This window comes from Mycobacterium kyogaense (assembly GCF_036946525.1).
GTDB lineage: Bacteria > Actinomycetota > Actinomycetes > Mycobacteriales > Mycobacteriaceae > Mycobacterium > Mycobacterium kyogaense_A.
This window is the reverse complement of the sequence record NZ_JAQIIY010000020.1, coordinates 105,703-120,492: the sequence shown is the minus strand read 5'-3', so window position 1 is coordinate 120,492 and position 14,790 is coordinate 105,703. Positions and strand designations below refer to the sequence as shown.

12 protein-coding genes and 1 tRNA gene are annotated in these 14,790 nt (G+C 67.6%); 6 read left to right on the top strand and 7 right to left on the bottom strand.

The features are described from left to right. Positions 1-70 precede the first annotated feature (70 nt). A complete protein-coding gene (locus PGN37_RS18055) occupies positions 71-748 on the top strand; it encodes a pyridoxamine 5'-phosphate oxidase family protein (RefSeq protein WP_335332370.1) in 678 nt (225 codons plus the stop codon). 14 nt (positions 749-762) lie between these two features. Here the strand turns inward: PGN37_RS18055 and PGN37_RS18050 are convergent. From PGN37_RS18050 to uvrB, 3 genes are all read right to left on the bottom strand, one after another. Continuing rightward, positions 763-833, bottom strand: a tRNA-Cys gene (locus tag PGN37_RS18050). A 48-nt stretch (positions 834-881) separates the two neighbouring features. Further along, on the bottom strand, positions 882-2,315 hold the full coding sequence (locus PGN37_RS18045; protein WP_335332369.1) for an MFS transporter: 1,434 nt from the start codon (positions 2,313-2,315) through the stop codon (positions 882-884). A 39-nt stretch (positions 2,316-2,354) separates the two neighbouring features. Beyond that, a complete protein-coding gene (uvrB, locus tag PGN37_RS18040) occupies positions 2,355-4,517 on the bottom strand; it encodes an excinuclease ABC subunit UvrB (RefSeq protein ID WP_335332368.1) in 2,163 nt (720 codons plus the stop codon). Positions 4,518-4,583: 66 nt separating this feature from the next. On the opposite strand from uvrB, the gene PGN37_RS18035 reads away from it, so the two are divergent. From PGN37_RS18035 to PGN37_RS18025, 3 genes are all read left to right on the top strand, one after another. Further along, positions 4,584-5,090 carry a DUF402 domain-containing protein gene (locus PGN37_RS18035; RefSeq protein ID WP_335332394.1) on the top strand — a complete coding sequence of 169 codons (507 nt, stop codon included), beginning with the start codon at positions 4,584-4,586 and terminating at the stop codon, positions 5,088-5,090. 82 nt (positions 5,091-5,172) lie between these two features. After that, positions 5,173-5,667, top strand: a complete 495-nt coding sequence (locus PGN37_RS18030; protein ID WP_335332393.1) for a hypothetical protein — start codon at positions 5,173-5,175, stop codon at positions 5,665-5,667. Positions 5,668-5,740: 73 nt separating this feature from the next. Then, positions 5,741-6,502 carry a MerR family transcriptional regulator gene (locus tag PGN37_RS18025; protein ID WP_335332392.1) on the top strand — a complete coding sequence of 254 codons (762 nt, stop codon included), beginning with the start codon at positions 5,741-5,743 and terminating at the stop codon, positions 6,500-6,502. A gap of 4 nt (positions 6,503-6,506) precedes the next feature. On the opposite strand, the gene coaE is transcribed toward PGN37_RS18025, so the two are convergent. Both coaE and rpsA read right to left on the bottom strand, forming a co-directional pair. Beyond that, complete coding sequence (gene coaE / locus PGN37_RS18020; RefSeq protein WP_335332367.1) at positions 6,507-7,712, bottom strand: dephospho-CoA kinase; 1,206 nt, start codon at positions 7,710-7,712, stop codon at positions 6,507-6,509. A gap of 82 nt (positions 7,713-7,794) precedes the next feature. Continuing rightward, positions 7,795-9,240: a 30S ribosomal protein S1 gene (gene rpsA, locus PGN37_RS18015; RefSeq protein ID WP_335332366.1), complete on the bottom strand. Its 1,446-nt coding sequence runs from the start codon at positions 9,238-9,240 to the stop codon at positions 7,795-7,797. A gap of 151 nt (positions 9,241-9,391) precedes the next feature. On the opposite strand from rpsA, the gene PGN37_RS18010 reads away from it, so the two are divergent. Both PGN37_RS18010 and PGN37_RS18005 read left to right on the top strand, forming a co-directional pair. Next, complete coding sequence (locus PGN37_RS18010; protein ID WP_335332365.1) at positions 9,392-10,501, top strand: PrsW family intramembrane metalloprotease; 1,110 nt, start codon at positions 9,392-9,394, stop codon at positions 10,499-10,501. A 27-nt stretch (positions 10,502-10,528) separates the two neighbouring features. Next, positions 10,529-11,161, top strand: coding sequence for a trimeric intracellular cation channel family protein (locus PGN37_RS18005; protein WP_335332364.1), 633 nt, complete (start codon positions 10,529-10,531; stop codon positions 11,159-11,161). 3 nt (positions 11,162-11,164) lie between these two features. On the opposite strand, the gene PGN37_RS18000 is transcribed toward PGN37_RS18005, so the two are convergent. Together PGN37_RS18000 and polA are read right to left on the bottom strand one after the other, a co-directional pair. Beyond that, positions 11,165-11,971 (bottom strand): acyl-CoA thioesterase, encoded by an 807-nt coding sequence (locus tag PGN37_RS18000; protein ID WP_335332363.1) that lies wholly within the window; start codon positions 11,969-11,971, stop codon positions 11,165-11,167. A gap of 57 nt (positions 11,972-12,028) precedes the next feature. Continuing rightward, positions 12,029-14,755 (bottom strand): DNA polymerase I, encoded by a 2,727-nt coding sequence (polA, locus tag PGN37_RS17995; RefSeq protein WP_335332362.1) that lies wholly within the window; start codon positions 14,753-14,755, stop codon positions 12,029-12,031. Positions 14,756-14,790: the final 35 nt, after the last annotated feature.

Genomic DNA, 14,790 nt, shown 5'->3' with positions numbered 1-14,790 from the left:
GAAGTGGTTTGCAGATGTGCACCGGAGTGGATCTTTCAGAGGTACCACTTGCGCGACCAGGATGGTACGCATGACCTCCCCAGCTCCCGGACAGCTCGCCGTGACCGAGCGGACCCGTCACCGTCGCCTGCGCGAGCAGGGCAGCACGAACCGCTCCGAACTCGACGCGATACTGGCAGCGGGGTTCATCTGTCACCTCGGCGTGCTCATGGACGGCGTGCCGATGGTCGTGCCCACGGTCTACGGGGCAACCAGCGACCACCTGTATCTCCATGGTTCGGTGGCCAGCCGCAGCCTCGTCCAGGCCCCTGAGCAGACAGTTTGTGTGACCATCACCCACGTCGACGGCCTGGTACTCGCCCGGTCGGTGTTCGAACACGGCATCAACTACCGAAGCGCCTGCATCTACGGTGTCCCCCGCCCGGTGACCGATTCAGAGGAGCTGCAGCTGGGCTTGCGCGTGCTCACCGAGCAGTGCGCGCCGGGCCAGTGGGATTACGCACGCCAACCCTCGAAGAAGGAATTGGCGGCTACCCGACTGCTCGCACTGGACCTGACCGAGGCCTCGGTCAAAACCCGCGGCGGGCCGCCGGATGACGCTGACAGCCCGGATGGTTCGTTGGACGTGTGGGCGGGCGTGGTTCCGATTCACCGACGGTGGGGCGGTCTCGAGCCCGATCCGGCTTTGGCGGCCGGAATCGAGCCACCTCCACACCTGCGGTCCATCGCGAACACACCGATGTCGTGACCACGTCACATGCGAGCGGATGACGGGATTCGAACCCGTGTAAACGGCTTTGCAGGCCGGTGCCTAGCCACTCAGCCACACCCGCACTGCCCGCCACTCTGCCGTCTCGCCCCGCGTCAGCCCAGGCTTGCGCTCACGGTGATCCTTGGCCGGGAACGGGGCGGCCGCTGCGGATCGCGGAGACCACCGCCGTCGCCGCCAGTACTGCGAACACGGCGAACAGCCAGTGCGCGGCCGCCGCGTCGCCGCGATCGGAGACGTTGACGACCACGCCGGCCAGCGCAGCCCCGAACGCCCCGCAGATCACCTGCACGGTGTTGATGGCCGCCGCAGCAGCAGGCCCCTCGGCAGGATCGCGCACCTTGCTCATCGCCCAGGCGGACAGATGCGGCCACGCCATGCCGATCCCCGATCCGGTGATCACCAGCGACAGCGCCCACGCCGCGATGAACCACGCGGACGCGTCCTGCCGCTGCGTCAGCGCACCGATCGTCAGGCCTGCCGCCATCACCAGCGGCGCGACTGCCACCACGCGCACGATCACCGCCGGCCTGCTCAACGATGCGCTGGTGATCTCCCCCGCCGTCCACCCCACCGCCAGGCCGGCGCCGAGGAAACCCGCCGCCAGCGGGGCGAGGTCGCCGAGCCGCTGCCCGAACAACGGCACGTACATGTCCACCATGGTCGCGGCCATCAGCAGGCCCAGCGTGAGGTAGACCCACTTCAACGGACCCGGCGCGAACGCGCTGGGCGGCAACACCGCTGCGCGGGCGCGGCGGTCGACGATCACGAACACCGGGATCATTGCCAGGCCCGCCGCCACCAGACCTGCCGTCGCCCGCACGTCGTGCGGAACGCCGGCAGCCGAGACCAGTAGCGCCGCAGTGCCGAGCAGCAACAGCGACCGCACCGGCACCCGGACCCGTGCCTGCGGACTCGCGTCTGCCGGGCGGCCGGGCAACGCCACCGGCACCAAAACGGACATCGCCGTCGTCATCACCACGAGCACACCGAAAGCCCAACGCCACGAACCGAATTGAGCGAACAACCCGCCAGCGGCCGGTCCTACCAGCGTGCCGACCCCCCACATCGCCGATACGAGCGCCGATGCTTTGGTCCACAGCCTGCTCGGCAGCGCGGTGTTGATCACGGCGTATCCGAGGCCGGCCAGCATGCCGCCGGCCGCGCCCTGAACCGTCCGGCCGACGAGCAGTAATTCCATCGTGGGCGACATCGCGCACGCGAGGCTCCCGACCCCGAACATGCTGAGCCCGAGCAGGTATGACCGCCGCGGCCCCCACCGCATCAGGATCGCGTGCACCGCGGTGGCGGCCACCACCGACCCGACCAGGTACACCGTGGTGACCCACGCGTAGAGCCGCTGCCCACCGATGTCGGCGACCGCGCTGGGCATCAGGCTGATCGTGAGGAACTCGTTGGTCGCATACAGCGCCACGCCGCCGGCGAGCACGGTCGATGCACCCAGGTAGCGCGGGCCGAGCAGGTCGCGCCACGTCCCGGTGTTCGGCTGCTCGACCGCAACCCCGTCAGCGTCGATGTCAGTCACGCCGTCGACCGTAGGACCTCAACAGCCCTTGAGATCAAGCTATTTCAGTCCCGCAGCGTCCATGCCGCGCAATTCCTTCTTGAGGTCCTGGATCTCGTCGCGGATCCGCGCGGCGAGCTCGAACTGGAGGTCGCGTGCCGCGGCCATCATCTGCGCCGTCAAATCCTTGATTAGATCGGCCAATTCGGCGCGCGGCATGTTGCTGGTGTCGCGGCCCTCGATCACCCCTGCACTCACAGCCCGACCCGGCTCGCCCTGCGCGCGCCGGCCGCGCGAGGCGTTGCGGCCCGAGCCGCCCACCTCGACCGCCGCATCGGTGTCGTCGGCTTCCCGGTACACCTGATCCAGGATGTCGGCGATCTTCTTGCGCAGCGGCTGCGGATCGATGCCGTGCTCGGTGTTGTAGGCGATCTGCTTGGCCCGGCGGCGATCGGTCTCGTCGATCGCCTCCTTCATCGAGTCGGTGATCTTGTCGGCGTACATGTGCACCTCACCGGAGACGTTGCGCGCCGCACGGCCGATGGTCTGGATCAGGCTGCGCGGCGAGCGCAGGAACCCTTCCTTGTCCGCGTCGAGGATCGCCACCAGTGACACCTCCGGCAGGTCGAGGCCCTCCCGCAACAGGTTGATGCCGATGAGCACGTCGTACTCCCCCAGCCGCAGCTGGCGCAGCAGCTCGACCCGGCGCAGCGTGTCGACCTCGGAGTGCAGGTACCGCACCCGGATGCCCATCTCCAGGAGGTAGTCGGTGAGATCCTCCGCCATCTTCTTCGTCAGCGTGGTGACCAGTACCCGCTCGTCGCGCTCGGTGCGCAGGCGGATCTCCCCGATCAGGTCGTCGATCTGACCCTTCGTCGGCTTGACGATCACCTGCGGGTCGACCAGACCGGTCGGCCGGATCACCTGCTCGACGAACTCACCACCGGTCTGGCTGAGCTCATACGGTCCCGGCGTCGCCGACAGATACACCGTCTGACCGATGCGGTCGGCGAACTCCTCCCAGGTCAAGGGTCGGTTGTCGACCGCCGACGGCAACCGGAAGCCGAACTCGACCAGGTTGCGCTTGCGGGACATGTCGCCCTCGTACATGCCGCCGATCTGCGGGACTGTCACGTGGGACTCGTCGATGACGAGCAGGAAGTCCTCCGGGAAGTAATCGATGAGTGTCGCGGGCGCCGAGCCGGCGGGCCGGCCGTCGATGTGGCGCGAGTAGTTCTCGATACCGGAACAGAATCCGACCTGACGCATCATCTCGACGTCGTAGTTGGTGCGCATCCGCAACCGCTGCGCCTCGAGCAGTTTGCCCTGCCCCTCCAGTTCCGCCAGCCGGGCTTCGAGTTCGGCCTCGATGGTCGAAATCGCCTGCGCCATCCGTTCGGGCCCGGCGACGTAGTGGGTGGCCGGGAAGATCCGCAGCGAGTTGACCTGCCTGATGATGTCGCCGGTCAGCGGGTGCAGGTAGTACAGCGCCTCGACCTCGTCACCGAAGAATTCGATGCGGACCGCGAGTTCCTCGTAGGACGGGATGATCTCGACCGTGTCTCCACGCACCCGGAACGTCCCGCGGGTGAACGACATGTCGTTGCGGGTGTACTGCACGTCGACGAGCAGCCGCAGCAGTCCGTCCCGGGGCACCTCGTCGCCGACCTTCAGCTCCACCGAGCGGTCCATGTAGGACTGCGGCGTGCCGAGGCCGTAGATGCACGACACCGACGCCACCACCACCACGTCCCGGCGCGAGAGCAGGCTTGAGGTCGCCGAGTGCCGCAGCCGCTCGACATCGTCGTTGATCGAGCTGTCCTTCTCGATGTAGGTATCGGTCTGCGCGATGTACGCCTCAGGCTGGTAGTAGTCGTAGTACGAGACGAAATACTCGACAGAGTTGTGCGGCAACATCTCTCGCAACTCGTTCGCCAGCTGGGCGGCCAGCGTCTTGTTCGGCGCCATCACCAGCGTGGGCCGCTGCAGGCGCTCGATGAGCCACGCCGTGGTCGCCGACTTGCCGGTTCCCGTGGCGCCGAGCAGGACGACGTCGCGTTCACCAGACCGGATCCGCTGCTCCAGCGCCTCGATCGCCGCCGGCTGGTCACCCGCGGGCTGGTACTCGCTGACCACCTCGAAGCGGCCGCCCGCGCGCACCACCTGGTCGACAGGGCGGTACTCCGAATGTGCGAGCACCGGGTGTTCAGTCGCGAAAGCCATGTTCACCAGGGTAGAACCCGGCACCGACAACTTCTCTTCCCCGGGGAGGCGCCTATCCTTATCGGCATCCACCCACCCAAACGCGAGACCTTCGACCTCGTCGCCCGCACCAACACCGACCCGAAGGGCATCGTGCGCGACGTCGACGTCTTCACGGTGCATCCCTGGGGCCTGTACATGGCCCGTCCCACCCCCGGGCGGGCGCAGTTCGGCTACCTCGAGTCGTGGTTGTTGCCTGACCTGAACTTGCGGGTGACGGTCTTCCACTTCTATCCCGGCCACGAACGGGAACAGGACTTCTACCTCGACGTCGGCGTCTACACATCGGGGCCACGCGTGTGGAGCGGAGAAGATCACTACCTCGACCTGGTGCTTCGCACAGGCCGCGGAGTCGATGTGACCGACGTCGACGAGCTCGTCACAGCGGTTCGCGAGGGCCTGCTCGACCCCGGTGACGCCGAGCGCGCGATCCACACCGCGGTGCACACCACCGAGGCTCTCGCCCGCCACGGCTACGACCTCGACCAGTGGCTGGCAACCGTCGGCATCACGCTGACGTGGCGCGGAGCATAGACTCCGCGATGTGAGATCGAGCAGACCGAGCCGGACCGCGTGGGCGAGAGCCGGTGCCGCGATCCTCGCGGCGGGCGCGCTGATGGTCCCGGTCGGCGGCCCGACCGCCGCGGCAGACCCCGCCGTTCCCGACCCCGCTGCCCCCGGCGCCGCACCGCCCGCGCCGCTGGAACAGCACAACGTGGTCTACCGCGCCCGCGCCGACGGCACCTCGCGAGGCGCCGTGGTCGCCTACAAGCAGGACGACCAGAACGTGAACAGTGCGCAGCCGACCATGCTGCCGGGACAGACGTTCGAGGTGAACACCGTGCTGACCGACCCCAAGCTGGCCGGCATGCAGATCTCGATCCAATGGCCCTACGGGTCCAACCTGCACTGCGAGATCCTCGTCGACGACCAGATCGTGGCGCAGGCCGACCAGTTCATCGCCCCGCGGTTCTTCCGCGTCAAGGACGATCCGCTGTATGGCACGTTGCAGTGCGGCGCCCCCCTCGACATCCCGGTCGGTGGCGAGCCGGCCCCACCCGCGGACCCCGCGGCGGCCGCCGAGTTGCCCGCGCCGCCGCCGTCGACGTAGCCGTCCACAGCGGGGACTTGACCCTCACGGGACGTGAGGCACCAGCCTGGTCGACGTGACGCAGGAGATGGGTGTGGAAGAACTCACCGTCGGTGAGGTCGCGCAGCGGTTCGGCATCACCGTTCGGACGCTGCACCACTACGACGACATCGGGCTGCTGACCCCGGGACGCCGGAACGCCTCGGGGTACCGGGTGTACACACCGGCTGATCTGACGCGGTTGTCCCAGATCATCGTCTACCGACGGCTCGAGATGCCCCTCGAGGAGATCTCAAGGCTGCTGGACGAGGGCGACGAGGTCAGCCACCTGGAGCGTCAACGCGAACGCGTCATGTCCCGGCTCGAGGAGACGAGAGATCTCCTCGATGCCATCGATCAGGCATTGGAGAAAGCAATGGCGAACACCCCCATGACCGACGACGACATGCGCGAGCTGTTCGGGGACGGCTTCGACGACTACCAGGCCGAAGCCGAGCAGAGGTTCGGCGAGTCCGAGGAGTGGAAGGAGTCGCAGCGCCGCGCGAAGTCCTACGGCAAGGAGGACTGGATCCGCATCAAGAACGAGGGCGAGGCAGTGGAGACGGCGCTGTCCGGCGCGTTTCGCGCAGGGCTACCCGCCGACTCCGAAACGGCGATGGATGCTGCCGAGCAGCATCGGCTCCACGTGAACCGGTGGTTCTACGACTGCCCGCCCTCGATGCACCGCACCCTGGGCGACATGTACGTGAGCGACCCGCGCTACGTCGCGCGATACGACGAGTCGTTCGGCCTGCCGGGCCTCGCGGCGTACTGCCGCGCGGCGATCCACGCGAATGCGAACCGAATCGACGGCTGAGCGCTCAGGACTTCGGCTGCCAGCCCGACGCTTCGGCCCACGCCCAGGCGCGGTGGTACGCGTCGGCGAACCACGGCTCCTTGGCATCCGCATAGTCCCCGATGCTCGCGTGGCCCTGCCCGGCGATGCGGCGTTTGAGGTCTAGGTACTCGGCGCGTGCCGCGGGGTCGGCCGTCAGCCAGTCGACGAACAGCAGCGCGAAGCGCTGATTGGGCCAGCCGTCGACCCTCACGTGCACGTTGGTCGGGCGGCCCGGGTCGGCGGAGCAGTAGAGCCTCTTGCCCCACTGCCCGTCGACGCCGGGCTTCGCCGTGTCCTCGGGGATGTCCTTGGGGGTGTCCTCGGTGATCGCCGTGCGGACGTAGCCGGCGCCCAGCAGCGCATCGGCGAGCTCGTCGGCGACGTCCAGCGACGCGACGGTGACCTGGACGTCGATCACGTCCTTGGCGTCCAGGCCCGGTATCGCCGTCGATCCGATGTGGTCCACCCGTGACGCGTGATGCCCGCACGCGGTGCGCAGTCTGGCCAGGATCCGCTGCGCCTGGGCCGGCCAGTCGGGATCCGGCGGTACCAGTCGCGGCTCGGTCGGAGCCGGCCGGCCCGCGCGGAGGTTGTCCGCGAACGGCTGGATGCGCTCATGCCACAGCGTGCGGGCCGCGCCGGCAAGTGCGTCGGCGGTGCCCGAATTGTCCAGCCAGACATCGGCGACGGCCCGCCGGTCCGCCTCGGTGGCCTGTGCCGCGATCCGTGCCCGGGCGTCCTCTTCGGTGAAACCGCGGTGTTCGATGAGCCGCTCGACCCGGACCTCTTCGTCGGCGTGGACGATGATCACCAGCGGGAACAACGGCGCCATGTGAGATTCGACCAGCAGCGGGATGTCCTCGACGATCACCGCGTCGTCGGCCGCGGCGGCGATCAGCTCTGAACGTCGTTGTCCCACAAGCGGATGCACGATCCCGTTCAGCGTCTTGCGTTTCTCGTCGTCGCTGAACGCGATCGCGGCCAGCGCCGGCCGGTTCAGCGAACCGTCGTCGGCGAGGATGTCCTCCCCGAAAGCCTCGACCAGCTTGGCAAGCCCCTCGGTGCCCGGCTCCACCACTTCGCGGGCGATGACGTCGCCGTCGACGACGATTCCGCCGAGTTCGTCGAATGTCGCCGACACCGTCGACTTGCCCGCCCCGATGCCTCCGGTCAGTCCGATTCGCAGCACGTGCCCAGTCTGTCAGGACGACCGTGATCGAACGACGAAGGCCCCGGCTCAGTGAGCCGGGGCCTTCGATCGCGGTACTGAATTACGCGTTGCCGGCCAGCTTCTCGCGCAGCGCGGCGAGCTGCGCATCGCTGGCGAGCGAACCGCCGGTCGACTCCTCCGAGCGGCTGTTCGACGACGAAGACGTCGGACGGGCTGCCTCTTCGGCTTCGGCCGCGGCGAACTTCTCCATCTGCGCGGTGTGCATCTTGTAGCGACGCTCCGCCTCGGCGTACCGGGCCTCCCACTCGTCCCGCTGCTTCTCGAAGCCTTCGAGCCATTCGTTGGTCTCGGCGTCGAAGCCCTCGGGGAAGATGTAGTTGCCCTGGTCGTCGTAGCTGTCGGCCATGCCGTACTTCCAGGCCTCGAACTCTTCGCTGTTGTAGTCCTCGTTGGCCTGCTTGAGGCTCAGCGAGATCCGGCGACGCTCCAGGTCGATGTCGATGACCTTGACCATCGCGTCGTCGCCGACCTGGACCACCTGGTCCGGGACCTCGACGTGGCGCTCGGACAGCTCGGAGATGTGCACCAGACCCTCGATGCCCTCCTCGACGCGGACGAACGCACCGAACGGCACCAGCTTGGTGACCTTGCCCGGCACGATCTGGCCGATCGCGTGGGTGCGGGCGAAGTGGCGCCACGGATCTTCCTGAGTCGCCTTGAGCGACAAGGAGACCCGCTCGCGATCCATGTCGACGTCGAGCACCTCGACGGTGACCTCGTCGCCCACCTGGACCACCTCGGACGGGTGATCGATGTGCTTCCAGGACAGCTCGGAGACGTGCACCAGGCCGTCGACGCCGCCCAGATCGACGAAGGCGCCGAAGTTGACGATCGAGGAGACCACACCCTTGCGGATGGCACCCTTGGTGAGCTGGTTGAGGAACTCGCTGCGCACCTCGGACTGGGTCTGCTCCAGCCAGGCGCGGCGGCTCAGCACCACGTTGTTGCGGTTCTTGTCGAGCTCGATGATCTTGGCCTCGATCTCCTTGCCGATGTACGGCTGCAGATCGCGGACGCGACGCATCTCGACCAGCGACGCGGGCAGGAAGCCGCGCAGGCCGATGTCGAGGATCAGGCCGCCCTTGACGACCTCGATGACGGTGCCCTTGACGGCCTCGTCCTTCTCCTTGAGCTCTTCGATGGTGCCCCAGGCCCGCTCGTACTGAGCGCGCTTCTTGGACAGGATGAGGCGACCTTCTTTGTCCTCCTTGGTGAGGACCAGCGCTTCGACCTCGTCGCCGACGGACACAACCTCATTGGGGTCGACGTCGTGCTTGATCGAGAGTTCGCGGGAAGGGATGACACCTTCGGTCTTGTAGCCGATGTCGAGCAGGACCTCGTCGCGGTCCACCTTGACGATGGTCCCTTCGACGATGTCGCCATCGTTGAAGTATTTGATGGTCTTGTCGATGGCGGCGAGGAAATCCTCCGCGGAGCCGATGTCGTTGAGGGCTACTTGCGGAGACGTGACGGAGGGACTTGGCATGTGGTGGGTTGCTCCGGACAGGTTCAATCGTAGGGACAGAGAGTGTTTTGTTGATCGCACCCGCGAATAGAACGCACAGGTACTGGTCAAGGCTACTCGACGCGGTACACGCAGGACAAACCCGCCCCGTGCAGCCGCTACTGTGCTGGGCGTGACACGCGTTCGCCGGGTCGGCGCACCCCTGGGTCTGCTCATCGCGCTCGGCACCGTCGCCGGCCTCATCGTGATCGTGCTCACCGCCGTCAACCCGGTCGGCACCTCGATCGGTTTCGTGCTCTCGAGCATCGCGATGACCGTGGTGGTGCTGTCCTACCTGTGGCTGGACCGGTGGGAGCCCGAGCCACCCCGCCTGCTGCTCTTCGCCTTCCTCTGGGGCACCTCGGCCGCGGTCGTCATCTCCGCGGTCCTGCAGATCCTGCTCGAGGCCTGGGTGCATCCCGCGGGCTCCGGCGACATCAGCCCGCTGACGCTGGTGGTGGGGGCGCCCGTGACAGAAGAGGCCGCCAAGGGCGTGTTCCTGCTGATCATGATGACCGGCATCCGACGCAACGAACTCAACTCGCTGACCGACTGCCTGGTCTACGCGGGCCTGGTCGGGGCAGGTTTCGCGTGGCTGGAAGACATCCTCTACATCGCCAACGGCGAGTCCGTGGCCGAATCCCTGGTCACCGCGGCACTGCGTCTGATCATGTCGCCGTTCGCCCATTCGCTGTTCACCACGATGACGGCCATCGGGGTCTGGTACGCGCTGCATCGCCGCTCGGCCGCCGGCAAGGCCGGAGTTCTTCTGCTCGGCTACGCGGGCGCGGTCCTGCTCCATGCGATGTGGAACGGCTCGTCGCTGCTCGGGGCGGGCGCCTACTTCGCGGTCTACGCGCTGTGGATGGTGCCCGTGTTCGCGCTGGCGATCACGCTGGCGGTGCGGAGCCGGCGGCGCGAGCAGCACGTGGTGGCGGGCAAGCTCCCCGGAATGGTGGCCGCTGGGCTGGTCAGCCCGAACGAGGCGACCTGGCTGGGGTCGCTGAAGACCCGGAAGCTGGCCGTCGACACGGCGCACCGCTTCGGCGGGAAGCCGGCTGCGACGTCGGTGCGACAGTTCGCGCACCGGGTCGTCGAGCTGGCCTTCGTGCGCGACCGGATCGACCGGGGTTTCGGCGACCAACGCGTGACCGCGCTGCTCCACGAGGAGACCTACGCGCTGTACGCGGCCCGTGCCGGATCGCCCGCGCTACAGCACATGGCGGGTTTCCGGGCGTACTAGAGGTCCGGCGGGCGCCATACTCTGCTGGTGATCCAGCACATCCTCAATTACCTCGGCATCGCCGCCGCCGCGGCCTCCGGCGCCGTCCTCGGCGTCCGCAAGGGGTTCGACGTGTTCGGGATCGCGGCGATGGCGGTGCTGACCGGGGTCGGAGGCGGAGTCCTGCGCGACGTCCTGCTCGACATCGATCCGCCGCAGTCGCTGCAGCGCTGGCCCGATGTCACCGTGTGTCTGGCCGCCGCCGCATTGGCGACGATGTTCGCCCGCACGGTCATCAGATTGCACCATCCGGTGGCGATGCTCGACGCCGTCGGCATGGGCTTCTTCGCCACCTCGGGGGCCGCTCTGGCCGTCGACCACGGCGCCAGCTGGTTCGCCGCGGCGCTGCTCGGCATGGTGTCGGCGCTGGCCGGCACGATCATCCGTGACGTGACGGCCCGGGACGTTCCCGTCGTGATGGGTCCCGACGACATGTACGCGGTCCCGGCGATGCTGGGCTCGGTCATCTACGTCGTCATCGACTACTACGGCCCGCAGTGGATCGGAGTGGCCGTCGGCACGCTGGTGGCGACGCTGCTGCGGCTGGCGGCGATCACCTTCCACTGGCGCCTGCCGACCGGCCCGCGTGAGCTGATCGTGCGCGGAAATCCGCCGGCGTAGTCGCTACGTCTTGAAGTAGACGATTTGGTGCGTGGTGGCCAGCAGCGTGCCCGAACGGCTCCAGATCTCTGCGGACTGATCGAAATAGCCACCGGAGAACCGGTTTGCCGATGCGCAGCCGAGTACGAAATCATCTCCAGCAGAGTCGATTTCGGCGTCGGTAGCGTGGAAATAGGTGGTCAGCGAGATCGTGCCTGCCGGCGTGGGCGCCCCGAGCCGCAGGTAGACCCGCGGATAGAAGATGTCGCTGGCGGCAGTGAGCGCCGCGAAGTCGAGTGGGCGTCCCATGCGATCGCGAGCCCACAGCATCGTGGCCGACGAGTCTGCCGGCGCCGCGCCCTTGGCCGGAGCCGCGCCGTCGATGAAGCGCATGTCGTAGTTGCGGGCCCACGCGATCATCGGCGGTAGCCCCCGCTCCTCCACCTCCTCGGGCGCGGGGACGGGAGGCATGCGCTTCTCGGTATCCGACCACGTGTCGCGCCGGAGGCCGAACACGGCAGTTGCCGTCGTGGTGACGGTCCCGTCCTGGACCAGCTCGACGAACCAATGCTGATTGCTCCGGTTCGTGCGCACGGGTCGCGCGGTGACGTCGAACTCTCCGTCGGCGATGGGTGCCGCGAAGTTGACGGTGAGCGCCAGGGGCGCACCGGCGCGCTCCGGGTGCACTTCGATCGCGCGCAGCAGCACAGCCGCGGTCATGCCGCCGAAGGGACCCACCATGTTCGCCCACGAAGCAGTGGTCTTCCCACGCAGAACCCCTGCGTCGACGGGTTGGAGCCGAACCGACTCGTCGAACGAATGCTCGGCCACGTCGTTGCCTCCTGCTCAGCCCACCACATTATGTAGGTCTGCATATATAGCAGACGCTCAGTGTGCGGCGGCATCCCAGCTGCGGCCGTAGCCGACGGAGACCTCGAGCGGGACGTCGAGCGCATAGGCGCTGCCCATGTGTTCGCGCACCAACGCCTCCAACGCGTCGCGCTCTGCGTCGGCGACCTCGAACAGCAGCTCGTCGTGGACCTGCAGCAGCATGCGTGAGGTCAGCCCGGCATCCGCGATCGCGCGCTCGACATTGATCATCGCGACCTTGATGATGTCGGCGGCGCTCCCCTGGATCGGAGCGTTGAGCGCGGCCCGCTCGGCGGCCTCGCGCACATTGCGGTTGCTGCTGTCGAGCTCGGGGAGATAGCGCCTGCGGCCGAACACCGTCGAGGTGTAGCCGTCCTTGCGAGCCTGATCGACGACGTCACGCAGATAGTCGCGGATCCCGCCGAACCGGTCGAAGTACTGGTCCATCTGCTGTTTGGCCTCTTCGGTGCTGATCTTCAGCTGGGCCGACAGACCGTAGGCGCTCAGCCCGTAGGCCAGGCCGTAGGACATCGCCTTGACGCGGCGCCGCAGGTCCGCCGTCACCTCGTCGATCGGGACGTCGAACGCCCTCGATGCCACGAACGAGTGCAGGTCCTCGCCGGTGTTGAACGCTTCGATCAGCCCCGCGTCCCGGGACAGATGCGCCATGATGCGCATCTCGATCTGGCTGTAGTCGGCCGTCATCAGCTCGCTGTAGCCCGCACCAACGACAAACGCGTCGCGGATCCGGCGGCCTGCTTCGGTGCGGATCGGGATGTTCTGCAGGTTGGGCTCGGTCGAGGACAAGCGGCCGGTGGCGGCGATCGTCTGGTTGAAGGTCGTGTGAATCCGACCATCGCCGGCCACCGAGTTCAGCAGCCCGTCGACGGTCACCTTCAGCCGCGTGGCGTCCCGGTGGGCAAGCAGATGTTGCAGGAACGGGTGGCCGGTCTTGTCGAACAGGGACTGCAGCGCATCGGCGTCGGTGGTGTAGCCGGTCTTGGTGCGCTTGGTCTTCGGCATCTCCAGCTCGTCGAACAGCACCACCTGCAGCTGCTTGGGCGAGCCGAGGTTGATCTGCTTGCCGATCACCGCGTACGCCGCCTCAGCCGCGTCGCGGATCTGCCCGGCGAACTCGCTCTGCAGTTCGGTCAGCATGCCGAGATCGACGGCGATGCCCGCGGTCTCCAGATCGGCGAGCACCCGCTGTACCGGCAGCTCCATGCTGCCCAGCAGTGCCGAGGAGTCGATGCGGGCCAGTTCCTCGTCGAGCGCGTCGGCGAGATCCATCACCGCGCTGGCGCGCAGCAGCAGCGTCTGCACGGCCTGGTCGTCGACGCCGTCACTGTCGTCGAGGAGCGAAAGTTGTTGCTGCTCAGCATTATCGGCCCGCAGCTCACGCTTGAGATAGCGCAGCGAGAGGTCATCGAGGGTGAAGCTGCGCTGGCCGGGCCGCACCAGGTAGGCCGCCAGCGCCGTATCCGAGGTGACGCCTGCCAGCGTCCAGCCGCGGCCCTGCAGGTCGTGGATCGCGAGCTTGGCCTCGTGTAGCGCCTTGGGCTGCGCCGGGTCGGCGAGCCAGGCGGCCAGCGCGGGTTCGTCCTCGGGACTCAGTGCGGCGGTGTCGATGTAGCGGCCGTCGCCGTCGGGGGCGACGAGCGCGAGCGCGGTGGCGTCGCTGTCGAACGCCAGATGATTGCCGACCACCGCGACTCCGAAGCGTCCGCTGTCGGCGCGCTCGGCCAGCCATCCCGCCAGAGTGCCCGGCGCCAGGGCCTCGCCGCGCACCTCGAAACCCTCGTCCACTTCGGGATCAGCCGAAGCCAGCGTGTCGAACAGCCGGTCGCGCAGCACCCGGAACTCGAGGTCGTCGAACAGGCGGTGGATCTGGTCGCGATCCCACGGCTGCATCTTCAGCGTGTCGGGCGTCTGGGGCAGCGGCACGTCCTTCACCAGATCGGTGAGCTCGCGGTTGAGGATGACGTGGGACAGGTTGGCGCGCAACGCGTCTCCGACCTTGCCCTTGACCTTGTCGACGTTGTCGACGAGCTCCTGCAGCGACCCGTACTCGACGATCCACTTCGACGCGGTCTTCTCCCCCACGCCGGGGATACCGGGCAGGTTGTCGCTGGGGTCGCCCCGCAGCGCCGCGAAGTCCGGGTACTGCCTCGGGGTGAGGCCGTACTTCTCGACGACGGCGTCCGGGGTGAATCGCGTCAGCTCGCTGACCCCTTTCCGGGGGTAGAGCACCGTGACGTCGTCGCTGACCAGCTGAAGCGAGTCGCGATCACCGGTGACCACGAGCACCCGGTAGCCCTCGTTCTCGGCCTGGGTGGCCAGCGTGGCGATGATGTCGTCGGCTTCGAACCCCGCCTCGGCCAGCACCGTGATGCCCAGCGCCCCGAGCACCTCCTTGGTGATGTCGATCTGCCCGCGGAACTCGTCCGGCGTGGCCGACCGACCCTCCTTGTACTCCGGGTACTTCTCCTTGCGAAACGTCTGACGGGACACGTCGAAGGCGGCGGCGATGTGGCTGGGCTGCTCGTCCCGGAGCAGGTTGATCAGCATCGCGGTGAAGCCGTACACCGCATTGGTGGTCAGACCGCCCTGGGTCTTGAAGTTCTCCGCTGGCAGGGCGTAGAACGCGCGGAACGCCAGGGAATTGCCGTCCAACAGCATCAGGGTGGGTTTCTGATCGGTCGCCGATGCGGTCTTGGCTGGGCTCACGGCCTTCACTCTAGGCATCGCGGCCGACACGTCGACCGGCGGAATGGACACGC